The organism is Brevibacterium sp. 'Marine' (genome assembly GCF_012844365.1).
Classification (GTDB): domain Bacteria; phylum Actinomycetota; class Actinomycetes; order Actinomycetales; family Brevibacteriaceae; genus Brevibacterium.
In genome coordinates, this window is sequence record NZ_CP051626.1 from 982,704 (window position 1) to 1,005,803 (window position 23,100).

Here is a 23,100-nt window from a genome sequence, read left to right on the forward strand (position 1 = left end):
ATGACCAAACGCACTGATATGACTCGGACCTCCGCCGGCTATTTCGTCAGCCAGGAGACGGGCATCTCCACCGACAATCCCATCGCCACGCCGCAGGCGAGCCCGCCCGACATCCTCCGCTGCGCCTATATGGAACTCGTCGTCACCGATCTGGCCGTGTCGCGGGAGTTCTACGTCGACGTGCTCGGACTCTATGTCACCGAAGAGGACGAGAACACGCTCTACCTGCGCTCGACGGAGGAGTTCATCCACCACAACCTGGTCCTGCGCAAGGGCGAGGTCGCTGCCGTGGCTGCGTTCTCCTACCGGGTGCGCAGCCCGGAAGAGCTCGACAAGGCCGTGGCCTTCTACACCGAACTCGGCTGCGATGTCCGCCGCAGCGCCGACGGCTTCGTCAAGGGCGTGGGCGACTCCGTGCGGGTGGTCGACCCGCTCGGCTTCCCGTACGAGTTCTTCTACCAATCCGATCATGTCGAACGCATGTCGTGGCGCTACGACCTGCACATCCCCGGCGAACTCGTCCGCCTCGACCACTTCAATCAGGTCACCCCGGACGTGCCGCGGGCGGTGAAGTACATGCAGGATCTCGGGTTCCGTGTCACGGAGGACATCCAGGACGAAGAGGGCACGGTCTACGCCGCGTGGATGCGCCGCAAGTCCACCGTCCATGACACGGCGATGACCGGCGGAGACGGACCGCGCATGCACCATGTCTGCTTCGCCACGCATGAGAAGCACAACATCCTCTCCATCTGCGACAAACTCGGTGCCCTCCGCCGGTCCGACTCGATCGAACGCGGGCCCGGCCGCCACGGCGTCTCGAACGCGTTCTACCTCTACCTGCGCGACCCCGACGGACACCGCGTCGAGGTCTACACGCAGGACTACTACACCGGCGACCCGGACAATCCGGTCATCACCTGGGACGTCCACGACAATCAGCGCCGCGATTGGTGGGGCAACCCTGTTGTGCCGTCTTGGTACACGGATGCCTCACTCGTCCTCGATCTCGACGGCAACCCGCAGCCCGTGCACGCCCGCACGGACGATTCGGAGATGGCCGTGACGATCGGTGCCGACGGGTTCTCCTACACCCGCGCGGATGAAAACGAGGGCAAGCTGGGCAACCAGCTCTGAAAGGAATCCACATGCTCGATGAGGCAACGATCGCGGCCATCGCCGACGATCTCGCGGCTGCGGAGCGGACAGGAAAGAAGATCGGTCTGCTCACCGCGAAGTATCCGGATATGACAGTCGAAGACTCCTATGCGGTGCAGAACGAATGGCGCCGTCGCGGGGAGGCTGCCGGCCGTCGGCTCTATGGTCATAAGATCGGACTGACCTCGAAGCCGATGCAGCAGGCCACCGGCATCACCGAACCCGACTACGGAGCGATCTTCGCCGACCAGGTCTATGCCACCGGTTCCGTGATCGATCATTCCCAGTACTCCGGGGTGCGCATCGAGGTCGAACTCGCCTTCGTGCTGCGTGATGAGCTCCGCGGACCCGATGTCAGTCTCTTCGACGTCCTCCGCGCCACTGAGTACGTCGTCCCCGCACTCGAGGTCCTGTCCTCGCGCATCGAGATGGAGGGTCGCACGATCGTCGACACCATCTCCGACAATGCGGCGCTGGGGGCGATGGTCCTCGGTGGTCGGCCGGTCGCCGTCGATGCCGTCGACCTGCGTCGGGTGAACGCTCTGCTCTATCGCAATGAGACGATCGAGGACTCCGGAGTCGCCGCCGCCGTCCTCGACCATCCGGCGCGCGGAATCGTGTGGTTGGCGAACAAACTCGCCGAACACGGAGACGTGCTGCGGGCAGGAGAGACCGTGCTCGCCGGATCGTTCACCCGCCCTATGTGGGTCCATCCCGGCGACTCGGTCCACGCCGACTACGGAGAGCTGGGAGTCATCACATGCCGTTTCGAGTAGAGCTTCCGCAGACCTTCACCGACCGTGTGGCCGGACTCGGCGGCGGTCAGTACCTGGCCGGAATGTGGGTGTGCTCGGGTTCGCCCGTGGCCGCCGAGATCGCCGCGGCCTCGGGAATGCAGTGGGTGCTCATCGACGCCGAGCATTCCCCGATCGGACTCGAGACCACGACGAGTCTGCTGCGCGCGATGAACGGCTACCCGGCCACCCCCGTCGTCCGGGTGCCGGTCAACGACACGGTGCTCATCAAGCAGTACCTCGACCTCGGAGCGCAGAACCTGCTCGTGCCGATGGTCGATACGAAATCCGACGCCGAGGCGGCCGTGGCGGCCGTCCATTATCCGCCGAAGGGTGTGCGCGGGGTCGGTTCGGCCCTGGCCAGGGCCTCCCGGTGGAACGCCGTGGACGGGTACCTGGGGCGCGCCGAGGAATTCGTGTCCCTGACGGTACAGATCGAATCGGCGACTGCGGTCGACAATGCCGCCGAGATCGCCGCGGTCGACGGAATCGACCAGATCTTCGTCGGTCCCTCGGACCTGGCCGCGTCGATGGGGCTGCTCGGCCAGCAGACCCACCCGGACGTCACCGACGCGGTGGCCAGGACCTTCGAGGCAGTGAAGGCTGCCGGCAAACCTGTCGGCGTCAACGCCTTCGATCCCGAGCAGGCACGGAAGTACCTGGAAGCCGGAGCGTCCTTCGTTCTCGTCGGTGCCGATGTCGGCCTGATGATGAACGGCGCCCGAGCCTGGGCCGACACTTGGGTGCAGGACTGAGGATCCCGCCGCGGCGGCCCTACCCCTGGCGATGAGCTCGCTTCCAGCGATGCCGAGCATCGTCGTGGGCGGCGATGAGGAGTTCGTCGACCTGCTTCCCTGTGCGTGATCCCGGATTCACGACGGCTACCCACCCCTGCCTGCGATACAGCGGGTGGGGGTGGACTGCGTCTGTGACGGACTGCTGACCCAGGATGTCCGCGTTCGCGTCGACATCGGGGTCAGGTTCGCCGAAGAGTGCGGAGTACCGGGCACGCCCGATGTGGAGATTGAGCCTCCACCGATCGGGAGCCGAGAGCTCGGAGGCTGTGTCATCGGGGTAGTCCTTGGTGGTGATGGTGGCGAAAGGCTGAGTGTTCGCAGGCACTTCTCCGTCGGGAGCGAAATAGAAGAAGTGGTCTCCCCAGGTCAACTCTGGGTACGGGCCGCCGGCCTCAGGAGCGATGTGGAGCAGTCCGTCGAGACTGTGGACTCGGTCGATGATCTCGTGCATACTCATGATTCAAGTGTGCACTTGAAGTGCCTATGTCGGGTTTCTCTAGGGAAGTGATCACTCTGCGCACTTCGGACGTGGCTTCGATCAGCGGGTACTCGGTACAGCAGGTCCGTCAGCTCGAATCCCGCGGTGTCATTCCCGCGGCCGCACGGGAGGTCAACGGCTACCGGCGGTACTCAGACGTGCATGTCAGTGCATTGTCCGCATACCGTGATCTTGCTTTCGCCGTCGGCCCTGTTGCTGCCCGATCGGTGATGACCGAACTTCCGCGGCTCGATCCCGGTGAGGCGATCGCCCTTCTCACCGGCAAAGTGACTGAAGTGGACGAGCATCGTCGGCAGGTCGTTGCAGCACGCTCGATGCTGTTCTCGATCCGGTCCGAAGCTGAAACTGCCGGCGAGCCTGGGGGCGAGACGACCCACGAATCGATGACGATCACCGAACTTGCTGAGGCGGTGGGCGTGCGTGCATCCACGTTGCGATATTGGGAATCGGAGGGACTGGTTACCCCGCACCGGGTGGGATCCGGGGCTCGAACTGCGCGTCTCTACCGATTCGCAGCGATCAGAGATGCGAGGAGCACTGCCGCGCTGCGGTCCGGAGGGTACGGCATTCACGAAATCCGCGAAGCCTTGGCAATGATGCGAGAGCTCGGTGACACGAGCTCGATGCTCGCCGCACTCGACGACAGACTGGACGATCTGGCGCTGCGTGGGGCGGCAGTCTTGCGGGCTGGGGGTGTTCTCGCCGGGACGATCGGCGGAGAACACCCCTGAGCTCAATTCTCAGTCCTTCTCGCGGCGGCTGCCGCAGATCAGCAGGATCGTTGAGCCGAGTCCGACGAAGACGATGCCCAGGCCGATGAGCATGCCGGTGCCAGTCGTGCCCGTGCGGGGCAGCTCACCGGATGGTGCCGGGGCCGCGGGCGCCGTGGGAGTTTCCGCGACCGGTTCGACCGGTGGAGACTCGGGCTTTTCCGGGGCCTGAGGAGCCTCGGGTTGTTCGGGAGGAGACGGGGGAGTGCTCGGCTGCTCCGGCTGTTCCGGGGGAGCCGGAGGGGTGCTTGGCTCCTCCGGCGGAGTGCTCGGCTCTTCCGGTGCCGGGGGAGTCGACGGCTTCTCCTCGGGCGGACGGTGCACGGTCTCGGCGGGAACACCCCAATCGCTTGTCCACGCCCTATTGACGTCGCTGCCCTCGATCGCGGTCACATAGGTGACCCAACCGATCGGCATATCGATCGGCTCCGTGTCGATCTCGACGTGGCCCTTCTCGTCGGCGATGACGGTGAAGTCCTGCACGGACAGCTCCGTGCCGTCGGTCTTCTTCGACTGCTCGGGTTCGGTCTCCACATGGTAGGCGGTGATGGTGAGGACGGCTTCGGAACCCGGCCGCAGACCCGTCACGGCCACCTCGTCGTGAGTCGATGTGCCCTCGAGCACCGCCTCGGTGTCGGCTGTCGGGGTCCACGGGACGAACCCTGTCTCACGGGGTTGGCCGTGGACACCCTTCCACTCCTTCGTCGCCTTGTCCCCGGCGATCGTCTCGGTGAAGTACAGCCAGCCGTGGAAGTCAGTCGGTACGGTGACCTCGCCGGAGGTATGGGTGCCGTTGCCGACATTCTTCGACGTCACGGACCCGATTTCGCGAGCGTCATCGTTCTTCGTGCCGTGCGTCGGTGCCGTCGCGGTCTGCCACAGAGTGTGAACGACCGTGACGGTGTGGTCGCCGATGAGGCCGGAGACGGTGAAGTCGTCGGTGACTGGCTCTCCCGGTGTCGGTGTCTGATCGGAGATCTCAGTGGTCACCTTCGGCTGGGAACTCAGCTCCAATGACGCCTTGTCCGTGACGGAATCGGGCGTGTCCGGGGTGATGACTCGCTGCACTCGCGTGCCGGACGTCGGTTCGAACACGCGCACAGTCTGCGGGGCGACCTTCGCCTTCGCGGTCACGGACAGAGTGCCCGGTGCGCTCGCCTGCAGTGTCGTAGTCACAGGCTCCTTCCCCGTGGTCATGGTTTTCGGGGCCTTCTCGGCGCCGGCGGTCGTGAGCGTGACGGGGACGTCGGGGACTTGTGCCCCGGAAGCGCTGAGCAGGGAGACCGTCAGCGTCGCCTCATCGGTGGGGGTGCCGAGGACCGCGCCTTTGCCGGGGCCATCCTTGGCGCTGTCCTTGCTGCTGGCAGGCGAATCGGACGCCCAGGAGTCAGGAGAAGGGGCGGACTCCGGGGCGGCATAGGGCTCGAGCACGGGCATGCGCATGACCGGCTTGAGGCTGATGTCGAGGGTGTAGGGGCCGGCGAACTTCTTCGCCTCGGCGAGGATCGTCGAGTGCTTCTTCGCGGCACCGGTGAACTTCTTGCCCAAGTCGGCGGGCTTCGCCGGCGGCACCTTGTGATCATGGGGGAGCGCCTTGTCGAGGCGGGCCATCGCGCTCAGCGCCGCCTGCACATCCTTCGACTGCGAGTCGGCGTATTCGTGCAGTGCCCACGCGGTGCGAGCCGAGGTGACCGTGTCGGCCTTCGCGCCCTTGAAGTACTTCGGCAGCGGGGATTTCTTTCCCGCATCGATGCAGTAGGCGGAGGTGTCCGGGAAGGTCCGGTAGGAGCCGTACCAGGTCTTGCCCTGTTTGGCATCGTGCCAGATACCGGGTCCGTAGGCGTTGGGAGCGGTGAGCACAGGAACCTCGCCGAGGCTGACCGGTGGTCCCGCGGCCATGGCCGGTCCCAGCCCGATGAGGGACGCGACTGTGAGGACGGTGAGGAGCAATGCGGTGCGCAGCGACGCAAGTCTGAGAGTAGTCATAGGCCGATTCGACACGGAGAGCCCCGTGTCGGACTAGGGCCGTCCGAGAGGCTGTGGATACCGCTTCGAGAATCCACAGGATGTGACGTGCGAGTGGGCGACCTGTCGGAGGCGAGGGGGAGGGGAGTGGTGCAGGCAAGAATGGCGACGTCGGGCGCGTGAGGTGGGCGACGTCGGCAGTCGGACGATGATCGAATGCGCCGAGGTGGAGTCGAAGAGTTCGCAACCATCCACACCCGAAAATGGTTGAGTGGGGCTCGGGGAGCCGTCAGCAGAACGTGGCAGTCGGCTGAAGTGTTGCTGGACAGATACATGACGGGGCCGTTCGCTGAGGGCTTGGACTCTAGACTGAGGTGAGCGGAATTTCCCCCATTGCAGAAGGACGATCTATGTCGGCACAGAACGGTCCCGGTTCGCAGAGACCGCAGCCGCCCCAGGTGCAGGGCCCACCGAACCCGAATGTTCCCCCGGCACAGGGACAGGTGCCGCCTCAGGGCCAGCCGCAGAATCATGATCGGTTCCGGCCGCGGCCTCAGGGGTCGCAGCAGCCGACTCCGCAGCAGGCGCCCGGCGGACCCCAGCTGCCGCAGGGCCAGCCTCAGATGCAGGGCCAGCCTCAGATGCAGCCGGTTCCCGGCCACCCGATGCCGCCTCAGGGGCAGCCGATGCCCGGTCAGCCGGTGATGTATGCGCCCCCGCCTGCGCAGGCTCGCGTCTATGCTCAGCCGCGGTTTGCGCCGACGGTGACTCAGGAGATGCGGATCCGTGCAGGAATGCAGGCACCTCAACAGGTCGTCACCGATACTCCCTGGACCGGTGCCGTGCGAAAGGCACAACCGGAGACCGAACCCGATTCGACCGGAAACATCGTCCGCCTCGTCGCCGCGATCCTCGTTCTCGTCGCTCTTGTCGGTGGGCTCGGTCTTCTCGCTCTGCTCGGCGGACTGAGCTTCGGTGTCCGCCTCTTCGGTCTCATCGGACTCGCGGCGATCCCGCTTCTGGCAATCATCGCGTATGTGCTCTGGCTCGATCGATGGAAACCGCAGCCGAAGCTCCTCCTCGGTATCTGTCTGCTCTGGGGAGCCGTCGCCTCGGTCATCCTCACCCTCGGCTTCTCACTCGTCGGTGACATCGCGCTCTATATGGTCGGCATCAATGGGGTGCCCGACGTCATCGGTGCAGTCATTCAGGCTCCGATCCTCGAGGAATCGACCAAGACCGTTCTCTTGCTCGTCATCGTCCTCGCCGCCCGTCGCCACTTCGAAGGCCCCCTCGACGGGCTCGTCTACGGTTCGCTCATCGGTGCCGGATTCGCCTTCACCGAGAACATCCTCTACCTCGGCCAATCGTGGAACGACGGCGAACTTCCGGGACTGGCAGTGACATTCGCCATGCGCTGCCTCGGCTCACCGCTGCTGCACACTGCGTTTTCGACCTGCGCCGGTGTGTCGATCGGCCTCGCCGCCCGCAAATGGCCGTGGTGGTCGCTCATCCTCATGTGGCTGCCCGGGCTCGCACTCGGCATGGTCCTGCACGGCTTCTGGAACGCCTCGATGACTCTCCTCGGTGCGTTCGGGCAAGCGACCCGCAACGTGATGGGCGGAATGCTCCCGCAGATCATCGGCCTCGTCGTGCTCAGCGCCATTCTCTCCGCCGCCTGGGTGACGCTGGGACTCATTCTGCGCCGCAGCGAGCGAATGCACACCCAGAACATGCTCGGCGACTATGCGAACTCCGGTTGGCTCACCCACGCCGAGGTCGACATGCTCGGCACCTGGAAGGGTCGGAAGAACGGCCGCGACTGGGCGAAGTCGTTCCCCGGCGGCAAGGAGGAGATGAAGACCATGATCCGCACCTCCGGCAAACTGTCGACGACGCGGATGCGTGTGCTCGCGGGTATCGGTGGAGAACAGGAACGCAAGATCGAACGAGCCGAACTCAAACAGTTCTCCGACGCCCGCGAACGACTGCTCGCGGCCTCCAGACAGACTGTGCGGTAAGTTCCAGCGGTGACGATCTTCGACATCCTCCTCATCGCCCTCGGCATCGGGGCGCTCTTCGCCGGGTTCCGCCAGGGCATCATCACCGCGCTCGGAACCGCGGCCGGCTTCATCGTCGGCTGGATTCTCGGGCGCCTGCTCTCCCCGTTCGTCGAATCTCTGAGCACCGGCACCGATGTCATGGACAACCCGGGTGTGCTCATGCTGCTGGCCTCGATGCCGTTGGTCCTCAGCGTCCTCTTCGCCTTCGCCGGCAGCGGCATCGGCGCGTGGATCAAGCACAATATGGACTCCGACCTCGGTCAGGGCATCGATGCCATCGGCGGCACCATCACCGCCGGAGTCGTCTATGTCCTCGTCGTCTGGCTCGCCGCCGGCTTCATCCGCACCACCCCGCTCGTCGAACCCAACCGCTGGGTCGCCGACTCCACCGTCATCGCCGCGATCGACCGCACCATTCCCTACTCCTCCCAGAACGCGCTGGGCGGACTGGCGAAGGGACTGAGCGCCTCCGGGTTCCCACAGGTGTTCTCCGGTCAGCCCGAACAGATCCGCGGAGTCGGAGAACCCGATGAAGGCATGGTCGCCGTCGGACGCAGCGTCGACGATTCGGTCGTCAAGATCACGACGACGGCCACCAGCTGCGCCACCGGTTCTGAAGGCTCCGGCTTCGTCTATGAGGACGGACTTGTCGCCACCAACGCCCACGTCGTGGCCGGGTCCACGGAACTGGCCGTGCAGGTCGGCGGCAAGGGCAGGCCGTACCGGGCCGAGGTCGTCGAATTCGATGCCGAAGCCGATGTGGCCGTGCTCCGAGTCGCCGGGCTCGAGGCCCCCGCCCTCGACTTCGGAAACGGGCTCGGACCCGGCGACGACTCCGTCGTCGTGGGATTCCCCGCCAACGGTCCCTATACGATCTCACCGGCCCGCGTGCGGGAGAAGATCAACGCCCGCGGACTCGACATCTACGACTCGCAGTCGGTCGTCCGGGAAGTCTATGCCCTGCGCGGAATCGTGAGGGAAGGCAACTCGGGAGGCCCGCTCATCGATGCCGACGGAAACGTCGTCGGCATGGTCTTCGCCCGTTCGGCCACCGATGACGAAACCGGCTACGCCCTCACTCGAGCCGAGATCGCCGACGAACTCGACGCCGGTGCCGCCGAGCGCACACCGCAGCCGACAGGGCAGTGCACGAACTGAGACGCGTGCACGCATTGACCCCGACTACTTGAGGTCGAGCCCGGCGAGGACGGCGCGATGGTCACTCGATCCGCGTTCGAGCACCTCGTCGGAGGTGGCGTCGAAACCGCGGTAGAGGACATGGTCGAGCCGGGTGACGGGGAACCGGGCGGGCCAGGTGAAGCCGAAGCCGCCTCGGGCCTCCTCCCGGGTATCCTGCAGCGGCGGCACCAGGGTCTCCATATTGTTGTCGGTCGTCGCCGTGTTGAAGTCGCCGGCGACGACGACATGCTCGGCGCTGTCGGTCTCCACGGCCGTGGCCAAGCGGCGCAGAGCGGCATTGCGCATCGATTCGTGGCCGGGGCGCACCGATGGCATATGTACGGCATAGAAGCGGATGTCACCGTGATCGGTCGAGATCGTGGTCGCGAAAGCCCGCGGCCACTGCAGGCCGAGGTCGACCTCCTCGGGCTCCGACATCGGCCATTTCGACCACACTCCGATGGTGTCGACGACCTGAGAATGCTCGAACGAGGAGTCGAGCTCTTTGTGGATGATCTTGCCCGACAGCGACTCGAGCTCCTGGATCGTGACGATGTCCGGATCACGGTCGACGATGTTCTGCGCGGCAGCGGTGGGCTGCGGCATCCTCGCCCCCACGTTGTGGGTGGCCACCGTCAGGTCCGGATCACCGGAATCATCGTTCGGCAGCAGGGCCGGACCGAACATCCCCGTCCACACCAGAGCGGGCACGAGGAATCCGATGGCCGAGAGCCACGAGAAGCGGATGAGGAACATGAGCAGCACGAGCGCGAGGACGATCCCCGTCCACGGCAGCACCGATTCGAGGATGAGCGCGACGCCCATCCGCGTCGGCAGCAGATTGTGGAGAAGCAGGAATGCCGCATAGAGGATCCCGAAGATCAATGCGGTGATGCCCTTCGCGGGGCTGTGCCTTCTGCGCGGTGAGGAATATGCCTGGTTCATCGATCAACGATCTTAACCGGGAAGTCTGGCCCCACGCTGGAAGCGACTTGCGACGCGGCTCACAGCCGCTCGACATCAGCGACGCGCCGTCGCGCTCCACACCGTCACATCGGGGTGAGTGTCGTAGCGATATCCCGAACCCCTCATCGTGCGCACCACGGAGGCGTATTCGCCGAGGCGGCGCCGCAGTCGGCGGATATGGACGTCCACGGTGCGTTCGTCGGGAACCTCACCGCCGGACCACACCGCGGTGATGAGGTCCTCCCGGGGCAGGGTCTCATCGGCGTGGGAGACGAGGGTGGCGAGCAGGTCGAATTCCTTCGTCGTGACATCGACGAGGTCACCGTCGATGCGGACCTCGCGGCGGGGAATGTCGATGCGCAGGCGTTCCCCTGTCGCCTGGGTGTAGGCATCGCCGGCGCGACCACCGAAACCGCGGGGTGCGGGAGCCGCCGGAGCAGTCTCCTCGCGCAGAGCCGGCGGGTGGATGCGGTTGGGAATGCGCGAGCGCACGGGCCCGTGGGTCGCCGCCGGCGCGCCTGTCGCGGCGGGGGAGCCGGTGGCCACGGCCCGGACGGCGTCGATGTCGCTGCCGCGGCCTTCCGGGGCCAAGGCGATGACGGCCTGGGTCTCGGCCTGGCTGGCCAGTTCCTTGGCGTAGGCCTGCAGTTCGGCGGCGATCGCGGAGAGGTTCGTGCCGTCGGCTGCGGCCTTGGACTCATCGAGTCCGATGTAGACGATGATTCCGCGAGCGGCCTTCGGCGAGGGGACGACCCCGGCCGGTCCGAAGGTGTGCGGTGCGTTCTGCGGGTCGACTGCGCTCAACCTGGCTCCTGCACGTCGAGTGGCCACTGCACTGCGCGGGTGGACGTAGGCGGGTTCTGGATTCGGCATAGCTGTCCTTTGCTTTCGACCATGAGGTCGATATGACTGGAGGAGTCCGCTGCTTGAGTGAACTCGTTCGAGGCCGGACAGCGGGAGTGAGATCACCGACCACGAACGCAGGGCATACACATATGTGCGCCCGGCATTCGCATCTGATGAATCGTCGAAGTCATGGCTTCATTATTTGTCACAAAACTTCGGCCGCGCAAAGGAAAACCCGAAAATGAGACGACTGTGACGAAATATGACGTCCCACTCGCCGAGGCTGACGACCGAAATCGTCATCCGCGAGGTCTCAGTCGACGATTCCGTACATCCGGTCCCCGGCATCGCCGAGTCCGGGCACGATGTAGCCCTTCTCGTTGAGCTTCTCGTCGAGTGCGGCCGTGTACACCTTCACCTCGGCGGAATCGCTGTAGTCGCGTTCGATGCGTGCCACGCCCTCGGGGGCGGAGACGAGGCACACCGCAGTGACGTCGCGAGCCCCGCGAGCGAGCAGGAAGTCGATGGCCATGGCAAGGGTGCCGCCGGTGGCGAGCATCGGATCGACGACGAAGATCTGCCGACCTGTGAGGTCATCGGGCAGGCGGTCGGCATAGGCGCTGGGTTCGAAGGTCGTCTCGTCGCGGACCATTCCGAGGAAGCCCACCTCGGCGGTGGGCAGGATGCGTAGCATTCCGTCGAGCATGCCGAGGCCGGCGCGCAGGATCGGGACCACGACGGGGCGGGGTTCGGCGATGCGGGTGCCGGTGGTCGTCGTCACCGGGGTCGAGATCTCCTTGTCCTCGACCGCCACCGATCGGGTCGCCTCGTAGGCCAGCAGCATGACGAGCTCTTCGGTGAGCTGGCGGAAGCGAGCGGAATCCGTGTTCGCATCGCGCAGAGCGGTGAGTTTGTGTGCGATGAGCGGGTGATCGGCTACGTGAAGATGCATACCCCAAATGGTACGGGAGAACTTCGCCGCTTCGGCAGTGGTCAATGCGGTCCGAAGCGTTCACAATGGAGGCATGTCGTACTTCACTGAGATCCTGGCCGATTCCGGCGATGGCTTCCGCGCCCTCGATGTCGACGTCCGCGACGCGAACGACCTCGACGACCTCGTCGATATGATGCGTTCGGCCGCCGGCGACGACGGAGAGGCCGTGGCCGTCATCGAACACGAAGACGAATGGTTCGGGCTCGTGCGTCTGTGCGGGAACAACGAGGTCAAGGTCTTCCTGTCCGATCTCGCCGCCGTCGAGGCGAGCCCGTTCGCGGAGATCTTCGCCGACTTCCTCGACTCCCGCCCCGACGCCTACGATGCCGAACCCGAAGACGACTTCGGCGCCGAGGAGGATGAGGACGCGGCCGCCGAGGACGACGACGAAGACGAGGTCGAGATGCTCGAATTCGACGCCGACTCCGAATGGGGTGGAGACGCCGATATCTACTCCGACCGCGGAGTCCCCGCCGCCACGCTCATCGACCAGGTCGAGAGCTATCGATCCGATCCCGCCCGGGTCGTCGCCCACGTCGGTGAGACCGTCGGCTTCGCCGATCAGCTCGAGGCCGCACGCTGACCGCTGCGACCACGGCCCGGTTCGGCGAATGGATGGGGCATGCCCTCGCCGAGGCGGTCCTCGCCCCGGCTCATGACGACGTTCCCGTCGGTGCCGTCGTCGTCGACGGGGACGGTGAGATCATCGGGCGCGGTCACAATCGGCGGGAGGTCGATGCCGATCCGCTCGGCCATGCCGAGCTCATGGCGATCTCCGCTGCGGCCTCGGCGAGGGGGAGGTGGCGCTTGGACGGCTGCACGCTCGTCGTCACCCTGGAGCCGTGCGCAATGTGCGCCGGGGCCCTCGTCGGCTCTCGGATCGACCGAGTCGTCTTCGGCGCCTTCGACGACAAGGCCGGTGCCGTCGGGTCTGTCTGGGACCTGCTGCGGGACCGCGCCGCACTCCATCATCCGGAGGTGACCTCGGGGATCCGAGCGGAGGAGGCTCGGGCCCTGCTGCGGGAGTTCTTCGCGGCCAGACGCTGACGTGTCCCAGCTCACGGCGAACCGATTTGGACGCAGAAAGTCCACCGCTGTACAGTTGTCGGCGGTGGCGTGTCCGAGCGGCCGAAGGTGCAACACTCGAAATGTTGTGTAGGGCAACCCCCTACCGTGGGTTCAAATCCCACCGCCACCGCCACGGGAAACCCCTGATCAGTCGATTCTGATCAGGGGTTTCGTCTGTCCCGTCGAAAGATGGCATCGGTGCGGGCAGGGGTGTGATGATTGACACATCAGGGTCGAGCGGCGAGACTTGCTCGATGAAACAGAAAGAGTTTTCCGGAATATGGAATTACTTTTCGGTATCCGGGTCCGGTATCCGGGGCTGAAGACTCGACTGTTTCATTGCGCATGTTCAAGGCGCAGGGTCGACGACGATGGTGTCGCCGACTGACCAAATCGAACAACCTGAGGTGGTCCATGAAAATGGCTGACAACGACCAAGCGGTGCAGACCGCATCTTCGAGACCGGGGCTTCTCGACAGATTCTTCGAAATCACAGGGCGCGGGTCGACGATCAGACAGGAGATCCGCGGAGGCATCGTCGCCTTCGTCGCGATGGCCTATATCGTCGTCCTCAACCCGCTCATCCTCGGCGGCTCCCAGGACATCGCCGGCGACAGCCTCGACTTCGCTCAGCTGACCGCGGTCACCGGGCTCGTCGCCGGCGTCATCACGATCCTCTTCGGGGTCGTCGCCAGGCTGCCCTTCGGTCTCGCCGCGGGCCTGGGGATGAACAGCTTCCTCGCCGTGTCCGTCGTCCAGGAGGTCACCTGGGCGGATGCGATGGGCCTTGTGGTCATCAACGGCATCATCATCGTCGTCCTCGGCGCCACGGGCATCCGCACCGCGATCTTCAACGCCGTCCCGCACGCGCTGAAGATCGCCATCACGGTGGGCATCGGACTCTTCATCGCCTTCATCGGCTTCGTCAACGCCGGGTTCGTCACCCGCACCCCGGCCGGACCTCCCGTCCAGCTGGGCCAGGACGGATCGATCGGCTCCCTGCCGACCCTGGTCTTCGTCTTCGCCCTCGTCCTCATCGGCATCCTCGTGGCACGGCGGATTCCCGGCGGCATCCTCATCGGCATCATCGTGGCCACGATCGCCGCGATCATCATCCAGGCCTTCGCGAAGCTCGGCACCGTCGGCGACCCGGTCGACCCGGACCCGCTGGGCTGGAACCTCGCCGCTCCGGAATTCCCTCAGCAGGTCATCGCCCTGCCCGACTTCGGTCTCATCGGCTCCTTCGACCTCATCGGCGGATTCCAGCACATCGGCGTCCTCGCGGCCACGATGCTCGTGTTCACCCTCGTGTTCACGAACTTCTTCGACGCCATGGGGTCGATGACCGGACTGGCCCGCAGCGCCGGACTGCAGACCGACGACGGAATGTTCCCGCGCATCCGCGGAGCCTTCATCGTCGAAGGTCTCGGTGCGGTCTTCGGCGGAGCCGCCTCGGGATCGTCGAACACGGTCTTCGTCGACTCCGCAGCGGGAATCGCCGAGGGGGCACGGACGGGGCTCGCCGCCTGCATCACCGGTGTGCTGTTCCTGCTGTCGATGTTCTTCTCACCGCTCATCGCCGTCATCCCGATGGAAGCCGGAGCCGCCGCGCTCGTCGTCGTCGGCGCCATGATGGTCACGCAGATCCGCGAGATCGACATGACCGACTTCCGCACTTCGCTGCCGGTCTTCCTCACCATGGTGACGATGCCGCTGACCTATTCGATCGCCAACGGAATCGGCGTCGGATTCATCTCCTGGGCGCTCATCCACGCCATGAGCAACCGTGCCCTCCAGGTCCACTGGCTGCTGTGGGTCGTCTCGGCCGGTTTCGTCCTGTACTTCGTTCGCGGCCCGATTTCGGCTATCTTGGGAGCATGAGACAAATGGTTGGACACTCAGCTTGGGGAAAGGGTCAGATCGCCCACGGGGCTTGACCTGCGGGGACGCATGAGTCCCCGATTCCACGTTCTTCTGCGCTGTTCGCATGGATAACCAGAAGCTCGAAGAACGAAGCACATTGTTCCAACCATGCACTGTGCGCCTCAGTGAAGAGGCGCGGGAGGTGTGAAGTGCGATGTCCGCAGCGACAACGGACCAGTCAACTGCCGAAGTGACAATCAACGAGACCGTCCGCGAATTCGACGGCCCACCCCATACGAATGCGCTGGACTTCCTGCGCGGTCAGGGTCTGACCGGAGCGAAGGAAGGCTGCGCCGAAGGCGAATGCGGGGCCTGCGCGATCATGGTCGCCCGCCCCGACGAATCCGGCGGAACCCGCTGGACCTCAGTGAACTCCTGCCTGCTGCCGGCGGCAGCCCTCGACGGGGGAGAGGTCGTGACCTCCGAAGGTCTGGCCGACGGAGACACCGTCCACCCCGTCCAGGAAGAGATGGCCGTGCGCGGCGGATCCCAGTGCGGATACTGCACCCCCGGTTTCATCTCCTCGATGGCCGCCGAATACTACCGCCCCGATCGCTGCGAGGACGGCTTCGACCTCCACTCCCTGTCGGGCAACCTGTGCCGCTGCACCGGCTACCGTCCCATCCGCGACGCCGCGAACGCTCTCGGACAGCCCACCGCCGACGATGCGCTGGCCGCCCGCCGTGACCGCCCGGCACCGGCCCCCGTGGCCACCGATTATCAGCGGGCCGACACCGCCACGGGCCGGATCGGACGCTACCGTCGTCCCGCCACCCTCGCCGAGGCGACCTCCATCCTGAGTCAGGATCCCGAGGTCACCGTCGTGGCCGGGGCCACCGACTGGGGCGTCGAGGTCAACATCAAGGGAGCGCGCGCCAAGAACATCCTCGCCGTCGACCGGCTCGAGGAGATGCGCGGAATCCGCCGCACCGAATCGTTCGTCGAACTCGGTGCCTCCCGCACCCTGTCCGAACTCGAACGCGAACTCTCCGGCAGCATTCCGCTGCTGGGCAAACTGTTCCCGCAGTTCGCCTCCCGCCTCATCCGCAACGGGGCGACGATCGGCGGCAACCTCGGCACCGGTTCGCCCATCGGCGACACCCCGCCGGCCCTGCTGGCCCTCGAAGCCGAACTCGTGCTCACCTCGGTGCGCGGGTCCCGGACCGTGGCGCTGGCCGACTACTTCACCGGATACCGGCAGACGGTGCGGGCCTCCGATGAGCTCATCACCGCCATCCGCATCCCGCTGCCGCTGTCTCCGCTGACGTCGTTCCAGAAGATCGCCAAACGCCGCTTCGATGACATCTCCTCGGTGGCGATCGGCTACGCCGTCGACATCCGCGATGGCATGTTCGCCAAGGCCCGGATCGGCCTCGGCGGAGTCGCGGCCACCCCGCTGCGCGCCACCGCCACCGAAGCCCTCCTCGAAGGCCGACCGTGGAGCCTGGAGACCGTGCATGCGGCGGCCGAGACCCTCGCCGCCGAAGGCACCCCGATGGACGACCACCGAGCAAGTGCGAAATACCGGACCGCGATGCTGCGGTCCTCCCTCGAACGCTTCTACGCCGAGCAGCTCGGCCACCCGGCCGTGACCAGCAAGGAGGTCCAGTGATGAGCCAGCTCTCCCAGCGCCCCGCCGACCCGGTCGTCGGCGAACGCCACCACCACGAAAGCGCCTTCGGCCACGTCACCGGAACCGCGCTCTACACCGATGACCTCATCGGCCGCCTCACCGGCGTCCTCCACGCCTTCCCCGTGCAGTCGACGACCGCGCACGGCCGCCTCGGCGCCATCGACGTCGCACCCGCCTATGCGGTGCCCGGTGTCGTCAAGGTCATCACCGCCGCCGACATCCCCGGTGTCAACGACCAGGGCGTCAAACACGATGAGCCGATGCTGCCGGTCGACGAGATCATGTTCTTCGGCCAGCCCCTGGCCTGGGTCCTCGCCGAGGATCTCGAGGCCGCGAAGGAAGGCGCTGCAGCAGTCACCGCCGAGGTCGAGGAGATGCCGTCGCTGGTGACCGTGCGAGATGCGATCGCCGCCGACAGCTACCACGGCACAACCCTGTCGATCGACAAGGGCGAAGTCGACTCCGCGTTCGCCGACGCCGCTCATGTCTTCGAAGGCGAATTCGAGTTCGCCGGTCAGGAGCACTTCTACCTCGAAACGCAGGCCTGCCTGGCTCATGTGGACGAGAACGAACAGGTCTTCATCCAGTCCTCGACCCAGCACCCCACCGAGACTCAGGACATCGTCTCCCACGTCCTCGGAGTCCCCGCCCACGAGGTGACCGTGCAGTGCCTGCGCATGGGCGGCGGCTTCGGCGGCAAGGAGATGCAGCCCCACGGCTACGCCGCCCTGGCCGCGCTCGGTGCGAAGCTGACCGGCAGGCCCGTGCGACTGCGGCTCGACCGCACCCGCGATATCACCATGACCGGCAAACGACACGGCTTCCACTCGTCGTGGAAGATCGGATTCACCGAGGAGGGGAAGATCCTCGCCCTCGATGCGACACTGACCGCCGACGGCGGGTGGAGCCTCGACCTGTCCGAACCCGTGCTCACCCGCGCGATGTGCCATATCGACAACGCCTACTGGGTGCCCAACATCCGAGTCACCGGCCGCATCGCCAAATGCAACAAGACCTCGCAGACGGCCTTCCGCGGTTTCGGCGGTCCGCAGGGCATGCTCGTCATGGAGGACATCATCGGACGTGTCGCCCCGCAGCTGGGACTCAGCGCCCGGGAGCTGCGGCGCCGGAACTTCTACGCCGACGGCCAGGACACTCCCTACTATCAGCCGGTGCGCCACCCCGAGCGGATCGAAGCGTGCTGGGATCAGCTCATCTCCCAATCCGATCTGGAGGTCCGCGAAGCCGAGATCGAGGCGTTCAACTCGAGCCACGAGCACATCAAGCGGGGGCTGGCGATCACTCCGGTGAAGTTCGGGATCTCGTTCAACCTCACCGCCTTCAACCAGGGCGGGGCGCTCGTGCTCGTGTACAAGGACGGCTCCGTCCTCGTCACCCACGGCGGCACCGAAATGGGCCAGGGCCTGCACCAGAAGATGCTGCAGGTCGCGGCCACCACCCTCGGCGTGCCCCTGTCGACGGTGCGCCTGGCGCCGACCCGCACGGACAAGGTGCCCAACACCTCGGCGACGGCGGCGAGCTCCGGATCCGACCTCAACGGCGGAGCGGTGAAGAACGCCTGCGACCAGATCCTCGACCGGCTGCGACAGGTCGCCGCGGGCATCCTCGGTGCTCCTGCGCATGAAGTCGAGATCTCACGAGGAATCGTCTCCGCGCTGTCCTCACCGAAGACGGTGACCTGGGAAGAGCTGATCAACACCGCGTACTTCCAACGCATCCAGCTCTCGGCCTCAGGCTTCTACCGCACCGAGGGACTGCACTGGAACCTCTCGCAGATGCGCGGGGAGCCGTTCAAGTACTTCGCCTACGGGGCGGCGGTGTCCGAGGTCGAAGTCAACCGCTTCGACGGCTCCTACACCCTGCGTCGCGTCGACATCGTCCACGACGTCGGGGACTCCCTGTCCCCGCTGCTCGATCTCGGACAGATCGAGGGCGGCTTCATCCAGGGTGCCGGCTGGCTGACGCTGGAAGATCTGCGCTGGGACGAATCGGACAAGCCGAGCCGGGGGCGTCTGGCCACTCAGGCGGCGAGCACGTACAAGATCCCGAGCTTCTCCGAAGTCCCCGAGGTCTTCAACGTCACCTTCCTCGACAAGGCACACGAAGAGGGAGCCGTGTACGGGTCGAAGGCCGTGGGCGAACCCCCGCTCATGCTCGCCTTCTCCGTCCGCGAAGCCCTGCGCGAGGCCGTCGGGGCCTTCGCACGACCCGGTCACAGCGTCGACCTCGCCTCTCCGGCCACGCCCGAAGCTGTGTTCTGGGCGATCGAAGAAGCCCGCGGTCAGGGCTCGGGGGCGGCCGCCTCGGCGAGGGAAGGACAACGAGTTCCGTCATGACCTGGATGGACACCGCAGCCGAGCTTCGCGCAGCTCGGGTGCCGGCAGTCCTCATCACTCTCGCCGCGGTGCGTGGGCACGCCCCACGTGAAGCGGGAGCGAAGATGATCGCCACCGCCGATGACCTGTTCGGGACCATCGGAGGGGGCAATCTCGAGATGACGGCCCTCACCCGTGCCCGGGAACTGCTCGCCGAGGGTCAGACGGCCCCGGAGATGCTCACCCTGCGGCTCAATGACAAGGCTCCGGCCAAATACGGTCGCCAATGCTGCGGCGGAGAGGTCACCATGCTCTTCGAACCCCTGCCGGTGCCCGCCTCGGTGGCGATCTTCGGCATCGGCAACATCGGCCTCGAACTCACTCGGATCCTGGCCCGCCACGCTCTCGACCTCACCGTGTCCGATTCGCGGCCGGAGCAGCTCGAGGCTCTCGATGAGTTGGAGGCGCCGGTGGCGCGGATCCGCCGCGAATTCGCGGTCGTCGGCGAAGAGGTGCTTGAGAGCCTGCCGGCCGGAGCGCATGTGGTCATCATGACCCATGACCATGCCGAAGATCTGCACCTGTGCTCCGCGGCACTGACCCGCGGCGACCTCGGCTCGGTCGGACTCATCGGCTCGAATGCGAAATGGCAGCGCTTTCGCAAGAACCTCTCCGCCGAGGGCTTCGACCTCGAGGCCGTCGACACGATCCGGTGCCCCATCGGACTGCCCGAGCTGCCGGGCAAAGCGCCCGCGACGATCGCCGTGAGCGTCGCCGCGGACCTGCTCGGCCGCATCGGCTGAGCTTCACGCTGACTTCCATCACTGACTTTCACCACTGACTTTCATCACTGACTCAAGGAGAACCACTGTGGTCATCTACCATGCCCGCGTCTTCGATACGCCGGACAACCCGTTCACCGGAGGCCGGCTGCGTTCGGCGTCCGATGTCGCCCTCGTCGTCGACGACGGGCTCATCACCTCCCGCACCGATGTCGACGCCGCCCGGGCAGCGCATCCGGACGCCGAGGTCATCGACCTCCGCGACGGTGTGCTCATCCCCGGACTCATCGACACGCACGTTCATCTGCCGCAGGTCAGGGCCATCGGCCACCTCGGGCGGCCTCTGCTCGACTGGCTCGACCAGTGCGCCCTGCCCGAAGAGGCGAAACTCGCCGACCCGGCCTACGCGAAGGCGGTGGCCGGCGAATTCCTCACGGGTCTGATCTCGGCGGGGACCACCTCGGCGATGGTCTTCGGTTCGCACTTCGCGAGCGCCATGGACGTCTTCTTCTCCGCCGCTTCAGAATCGGGGCTGCGGATCACCTCTGGCCTGGTCACCAGCGACCGGAACCTGCCCGAGTCGCTGCTCACCGATGTGGAGCGCTCGACGAAGGAGACTCAGGCGCTCATCGACCGGTGGCACGGGAACGGACGCCTGCGCTACGCGGTGACGCCGCGGTTCTCGTTCTCCGCAGGTCCCGAGCTGCTGGCCGCCGGCGGCCGACTCGTGGAGGAGAATCCGGGCATCTGGGTGACTTCGCACCTGAACGAGAACGTCGATGAGATCTCCGGAGTCGCGCAGATCCACCCGGAGGCTCGTGATTATCTCGACACCTACGACCGGGCGGGACTCGTCGGTCGGCGCACGGTACTCGCGCACAACGTCCACCCGCAGGATCGGGAACTGGCACGCATGGCCGAGGCCGGGGCCGTGGCCGCGCACTGCCCGACCTCGAACTCGGCTCTGGCCAGCGGTTTCTTCCCGCTGCGCCGGCATATCGAGGCGGGCGTCCGGGTGGCTTTGGGCTCCGACGTCGGGGCGGGGACCGGGTTCAACCTGCTCAAGGAAGGGGTGCAGTCGTACTTCATGCAGCAGCTCGATCCGTCCGGGGGAGTGGCCCTGAACTCGGCGCATCTGCTCCACTTGGCCACTGCGGCCGGTGCCGAAGCGCTCGAACTCGACGATGTCGGCGTGCTCAGCGAAGGCAAGCGCTTCGACGCCGTGCTCATCCGTCCCGCCGAGGGGCAGCCCCTGGACGTCGGCATCCGCCACGCCGCCGACGACGGCGACGCCCTGGCGACGATCTTCGCCATGGGCACCCCGGCCGACATCGCGGGCGTCTGGGTCGACGGCACCTCCCTCCACCCCTAATTACTACCTGACGGCGGCCCAGCAACCTCGCGCGAGGTTGCTGGGCCGCCGTCACGTAGTTCTGGGACGAAGGTCTTGACGGGAACTCCATGGGCCGCTTATGCTGATTTCACGGAATGGAAATACACTTCCACAATACGGAAACTAGCGGCAACTCAAAGGAGAGCTCCATGTCCCAGAACTTCACCTCACCTGGCAGCTACGTCCTCAACTGCTCCACCCTGCTCACCGAACTGCCCGTTCTCGAACGCGCCCAGGCAGCGAAGGACGCCGGATTCGACGAGGTCGAATTCTGGTGGCCCTTCGACGGGAACCCGACCCCCACCTCGGCGGAGGTCGATGAGTTCATCGCCTCCCTCGAATCCGCAGGGGTCGCCCTCAAGGGCCTGAACTTCTGGGCCGGGAACATGGCCGCCGGCGACCGCGGAATGGTCTCGATCATCGGTGCCGAAGAGGACTTCGCGAAGAACGTCGACATCGTCGTCGACATCGGCCGCCGCACCGGCTGCCGCGCCTTCAACGCGCTCTACGGACTGCGCACCGACGGCCAGGACGCGGACGCACAGGACGCCACGGCCGCCGCCAACCTGGCGCTGGCCGCCGGCAAGGTCGCCGAGATCGGCGGAACCGTCCTCGTCGAACCCGTCTCCGGGGCCGAGGCCTACCCGCTCAAGCGCTACGCCGACGCCGCCGAGGTGGTCGGACATGTCCGCGCCGACGGGCCCGAGAACATCGCCGTGCTCGCCGACCTCTACCACATGCACGTCAACGGCGACGATGTCGCGGCCGTCATCGAAGCCGAAGCCCCGAACTTCGGCCACATCCAGATCGCCGACGCCGACGGCCGCGGAGCACCCGGCACCGGATCGCTGCCGCTGCGCCAGTGGATCGACCGCGCCCTCGAGCTCGGCTACACCGGATCCGTGGCACTCGAATACAAACAGGACCGCGCCACCGCCTTCGACTGGCTCGATCGCGCCGCCCAGACCGCCTGAACCTCACCACCGACGACTCGAAGGAAACCCCCACTATGTCCAAGACCATCGCATTCATCGGACTCGGCATCATGGGCCTGCCCATGGCCAAGAACCTCATCAACGCCGGATTCGACGTCCGCGGCTTCAACCGCACCCCGGCCAAGGCCGACGCCCTCGCCGAGGCGGGAGGCAGTGCCGCCGCCACCATCGCCGAGGCGGTGGACGGGGCCGATGTCATCATCACCATGGTTCCCGACTCGCCCGACGTCGAAGCCGTGCTGACCGGCGACGACGGAATCCTCGCCCACGCCTCAGCCGGGGCCACCTGGATCGACTTCTCCACCATCCGTCCCGATGTGGCCACCGAACTGGCGGCCCAGGCCAAGGACGCCGGTCTCAAACCCCTCGATGCGCCCGTCTCCGGAGGCGAACCCGGAGCCATCGACGGCGTCCTGTCGATCATGGTCGGCGGAGACCAGGCCGACTTCGACGCCGCGGCCGATGTCTTCGACGCCGTCGGCAAGACCATCGTCCTCGTCGGCCCCTCAGGCGCCGGCCAGACCGTCAAGGCCGCGAACCAGCTCATGGTCGCCGGCAATATCGGACTCCTTGCCGAGGCCGTCGTCTTCCTCGAAGCCTATGGAGTCGAAACGAGTGCGGCACTGCAGGTCCTCGGCGGGGGACTGGCCGGGTCCAAGGTGCTCGATCAGAAGGGGCAGAAGATGCTCGACCGCTCCTTCGACCCCGGATTCCGGCTCGAACTCCACCACAAGGACATGGGCATCGTCACCGCCGCCGCCCGCGAGGCAGGAGTGGCGATCCCGCTCGGCGCCACGGTCGCCCAGCTCGTCGCCGCAACCGTGCAGCAGGGCAACGGAGGACTCGACCATTCGGGTCTCTTCACCGTCATCGAGGCCCTCTCAGGCACAAACGAGAACTGAACGACCGCCTCGGCGATTTCCCACCGCCCCACCACGA

General features: G+C 66.1%; 20 protein-coding genes and 1 tRNA gene. 16 read left to right on the plus strand and 5 right to left on the minus strand.

The features are described from left to right. Genes hpaD through HF684_RS04240 form a run of 3 tightly spaced genes read left to right on the plus strand, consistent with a single transcriptional unit; the run spans nt 1 to nt 2,707 of the window. Entirely contained in the window at nt 1–1,137 is a 1,137-nt protein-coding gene (gene hpaD / locus HF684_RS04230) for a 3,4-dihydroxyphenylacetate 2,3-dioxygenase (protein ID WP_169251487.1), read from the plus strand. A gap of 11 nt (nt 1,138–1,148) precedes the next feature. Continuing rightward, nucleotides 1,149–1,934 carry a fumarylacetoacetate hydrolase family protein gene (locus HF684_RS04235; protein ID WP_169251488.1) on the plus strand — a complete coding sequence of 262 codons (786 nt, stop codon included), beginning with the start codon at nt 1,149–1,151 and terminating at the stop codon, nt 1,932–1,934. Beyond that, entirely contained in the window at nt 1,919–2,707 is a 789-nt protein-coding gene (locus HF684_RS04240; protein WP_169251489.1) for an HpcH/HpaI aldolase/citrate lyase family protein, read from the plus strand. The genes HF684_RS04235 and HF684_RS04240 overlap by 16 nt, the downstream gene beginning before the upstream one ends. Before the next feature lie 19 nt (nt 2,708–2,726). Here HF684_RS04240 and HF684_RS04245 read toward each other — a convergent pair whose 3' ends face one another. Then, nucleotides 2,727–3,206 carry a DUF6194 family protein gene (locus HF684_RS04245; protein WP_169251490.1) on the minus strand — a complete coding sequence of 160 codons (480 nt, stop codon included), beginning with the start codon at nt 3,204–3,206 and terminating at the stop codon, nt 2,727–2,729. Between the two features lie 47 nt (nt 3,207–3,253). Here HF684_RS04245 and HF684_RS04250 point away from each other — a divergent pair, with 47 nt between their 5' ends. After that, the gene (locus HF684_RS04250; protein WP_248279107.1) at nt 3,254–3,979 is read left to right on the plus strand and encodes a MerR family transcriptional regulator; all 726 of its coding nucleotides are present in this window, start codon (nt 3,254–3,256) and stop codon (nt 3,977–3,979) included. A gap of 9 nt (nt 3,980–3,988) precedes the next feature. On the opposite strand, the gene HF684_RS04255 is transcribed toward HF684_RS04250, so the two are convergent. Next, complete coding sequence (locus HF684_RS04255) at nt 3,989–6,004, minus strand: Ig-like domain-containing protein (protein WP_169251492.1); 2,016 nt, start codon at nt 6,002–6,004, stop codon at nt 3,989–3,991. A 389-nt stretch (nt 6,005–6,393) separates the two neighbouring features. On the opposite strand from HF684_RS04255, the gene HF684_RS04260 reads away from it, so the two are divergent. Both HF684_RS04260 and HF684_RS04265 read left to right on the plus strand, forming a co-directional pair. Further along, nucleotides 6,394–8,004, plus strand: coding sequence for a PrsW family intramembrane metalloprotease (locus HF684_RS04260; RefSeq protein ID WP_211168065.1), 1,611 nt, complete (start codon nt 6,394–6,396; stop codon nt 8,002–8,004). Nucleotides 8,005–8,013: 9 nt separating this feature from the next. Further along, entirely contained in the window at nt 8,014–9,204 is a 1,191-nt protein-coding gene (locus tag HF684_RS04265) for a MarP family serine protease (protein ID WP_169251493.1), read from the plus strand. Nucleotides 9,205–9,228: 24 nt separating this feature from the next. Here HF684_RS04265 and HF684_RS04270 read toward each other — a convergent pair whose 3' ends face one another. The 3 genes from HF684_RS04270 to upp all read right to left on the minus strand — a co-directional run bounded on the left by HF684_RS04270 (nt 9,229) and on the right by upp (nt 11,989). After that, entirely contained in the window at nt 9,229–10,170 is a 942-nt protein-coding gene (locus tag HF684_RS04270; RefSeq protein ID WP_169251494.1) for an endonuclease/exonuclease/phosphatase family protein, read from the minus strand. A gap of 75 nt (nt 10,171–10,245) precedes the next feature. Then, a complete protein-coding gene (locus tag HF684_RS04275) occupies nt 10,246–11,064 on the minus strand; it encodes a winged helix-turn-helix transcriptional regulator (RefSeq protein ID WP_101594512.1) in 819 nt (272 codons plus the stop codon). Between the two features lie 286 nt (nt 11,065–11,350). After that, nucleotides 11,351–11,989 carry a uracil phosphoribosyltransferase gene (upp, locus tag HF684_RS04280; protein ID WP_025777002.1) on the minus strand — a complete coding sequence of 213 codons (639 nt, stop codon included), beginning with the start codon at nt 11,987–11,989 and terminating at the stop codon, nt 11,351–11,353. Nucleotides 11,990–12,062: 73 nt separating this feature from the next. On the opposite strand from upp, the gene HF684_RS04285 reads away from it, so the two are divergent. From HF684_RS04285 to HF684_RS04330, 10 genes are all read left to right on the plus strand, one after another. Continuing rightward, the gene (locus HF684_RS04285) at nt 12,063–12,614 is read left to right on the plus strand and encodes a tRNA adenosine deaminase-associated protein (protein WP_025777001.1); all 552 of its coding nucleotides are present in this window, start codon (nt 12,063–12,065) and stop codon (nt 12,612–12,614) included. 32 nt (nt 12,615–12,646) lie between these two features. Continuing rightward, the gene (locus HF684_RS04290) at nt 12,647–13,078 is read left to right on the plus strand and encodes a nucleoside deaminase (RefSeq protein WP_169251495.1); all 432 of its coding nucleotides are present in this window, start codon (nt 12,647–12,649) and stop codon (nt 13,076–13,078) included. A 63-nt stretch (nt 13,079–13,141) separates the two neighbouring features. Then, a tRNA-Ser gene (locus HF684_RS04295) sits at nt 13,142–13,232 on the plus strand. A 287-nt stretch (nt 13,233–13,519) separates the two neighbouring features. Next, entirely contained in the window at nt 13,520–14,980 is a 1,461-nt protein-coding gene (locus HF684_RS04300; protein WP_169251496.1) for an NCS2 family permease, read from the plus strand. A gap of 196 nt (nt 14,981–15,176) precedes the next feature. Next, the gene (locus HF684_RS04305; protein ID WP_169251497.1) at nt 15,177–16,634 is read left to right on the plus strand and encodes an FAD binding domain-containing protein; all 1,458 of its coding nucleotides are present in this window, start codon (nt 15,177–15,179) and stop codon (nt 16,632–16,634) included. After that, nucleotides 16,634–19,012, plus strand: coding sequence for a xanthine dehydrogenase molybdopterin binding subunit (xdhB, locus tag HF684_RS04310; RefSeq protein ID WP_169251498.1), 2,379 nt, complete (start codon nt 16,634–16,636; stop codon nt 19,010–19,012). The genes HF684_RS04305 and xdhB overlap by 1 nt, the downstream gene beginning before the upstream one ends. Next, nucleotides 19,009–19,794, plus strand: coding sequence for a xanthine dehydrogenase accessory protein XdhC (xdhC, locus tag HF684_RS04315; RefSeq protein WP_169251499.1), 786 nt, complete (start codon nt 19,009–19,011; stop codon nt 19,792–19,794). The genes xdhB and xdhC overlap by 4 nt, the downstream gene beginning before the upstream one ends. 67 nt (nt 19,795–19,861) lie before the next feature. After that, a complete protein-coding gene (guaD, locus tag HF684_RS04320; protein ID WP_169251500.1) occupies nt 19,862–21,145 on the plus strand; it encodes a guanine deaminase in 1,284 nt (427 codons plus the stop codon). 170 nt (nt 21,146–21,315) lie between these two features. Then, nucleotides 21,316–22,140, plus strand: coding sequence for a TIM barrel protein (locus HF684_RS04325; RefSeq protein WP_169251501.1), 825 nt, complete (start codon nt 21,316–21,318; stop codon nt 22,138–22,140). Then, a complete protein-coding gene (locus tag HF684_RS04330) occupies nt 22,137–23,063 on the plus strand; it encodes a 2-hydroxy-3-oxopropionate reductase (protein ID WP_348981446.1) in 927 nt (308 codons plus the stop codon). Before HF684_RS04325 ends, HF684_RS04330 begins: the two co-directional genes overlap by 4 nt. The last annotated feature ends 37 nt before the right edge of the window (nt 23,064–23,100 follow it).

Bases quoted from the DNA above. Each gene is read 5' to 3' on its own strand.
- hpaD (WP_169251487.1), top strand. From the start codon at position 1: ATGACCAAACGCACTGATATGACTCGGACCTCCGCCGGCTATTTCGTC.
- HF684_RS04235 (WP_169251488.1), top strand. From the start codon at position 1,149: ATGCTCGATGAGGCAACGATCGCGGCCATCGCCGACGATCTCGCGGCT.
- HF684_RS04240 (WP_169251489.1), top strand. From the start codon at position 1,919: ATGCCGTTTCGAGTAGAGCTTCCGCAGACCTTCACCGACCGTGTGGCC.
- HF684_RS04245 (WP_169251490.1), bottom strand. From the start codon at position 3,206: ATGAGTATGCACGAGATCATCGACCGAGTCCACAGTCTCGACGGACTG.
- HF684_RS04255 (WP_169251492.1), bottom strand. From the start codon at position 6,004: ATGACTACTCTCAGACTTGCGTCGCTGCGCACCGCATTGCTCCTCACC.
- HF684_RS04260 (WP_211168065.1), top strand. From the start codon at position 6,394: ATGTCGGCACAGAACGGTCCCGGTTCGCAGAGACCGCAGCCGCCCCAG.
- HF684_RS04270 (WP_169251494.1), bottom strand. From the start codon at position 10,170: ATGAACCAGGCATATTCCTCACCGCGCAGAAGGCACAGCCCCGCGAAG.
- HF684_RS04275 (WP_101594512.1), bottom strand. From the start codon at position 11,064: ATGCCGAATCCAGAACCCGCCTACGTCCACCCGCGCAGTGCAGTGGCC.
- upp (WP_025777002.1), bottom strand. From the start codon at position 11,989: ATGCATCTTCACGTAGCCGATCACCCGCTCATCGCACACAAACTCACC.
- HF684_RS04285 (WP_025777001.1), top strand. From the start codon at position 12,063: ATGTCGTACTTCACTGAGATCCTGGCCGATTCCGGCGATGGCTTCCGC.
- HF684_RS04290 (WP_169251495.1), top strand. From the start codon at position 12,647: ATGGGGCATGCCCTCGCCGAGGCGGTCCTCGCCCCGGCTCATGACGAC.
- HF684_RS04300 (WP_169251496.1), top strand. From the start codon at position 13,520: ATGGCTGACAACGACCAAGCGGTGCAGACCGCATCTTCGAGACCGGGG.
- HF684_RS04305 (WP_169251497.1), top strand. From the start codon at position 15,177: ATGTCCGCAGCGACAACGGACCAGTCAACTGCCGAAGTGACAATCAAC.
- xdhB (WP_169251498.1), top strand. From the start codon at position 16,634: ATGAGCCAGCTCTCCCAGCGCCCCGCCGACCCGGTCGTCGGCGAACGC.
- xdhC (WP_169251499.1), top strand. From the start codon at position 19,009: ATGACCTGGATGGACACCGCAGCCGAGCTTCGCGCAGCTCGGGTGCCG.
- HF684_RS04325 (WP_169251501.1), top strand. From the start codon at position 21,316: ATGTCCCAGAACTTCACCTCACCTGGCAGCTACGTCCTCAACTGCTCC.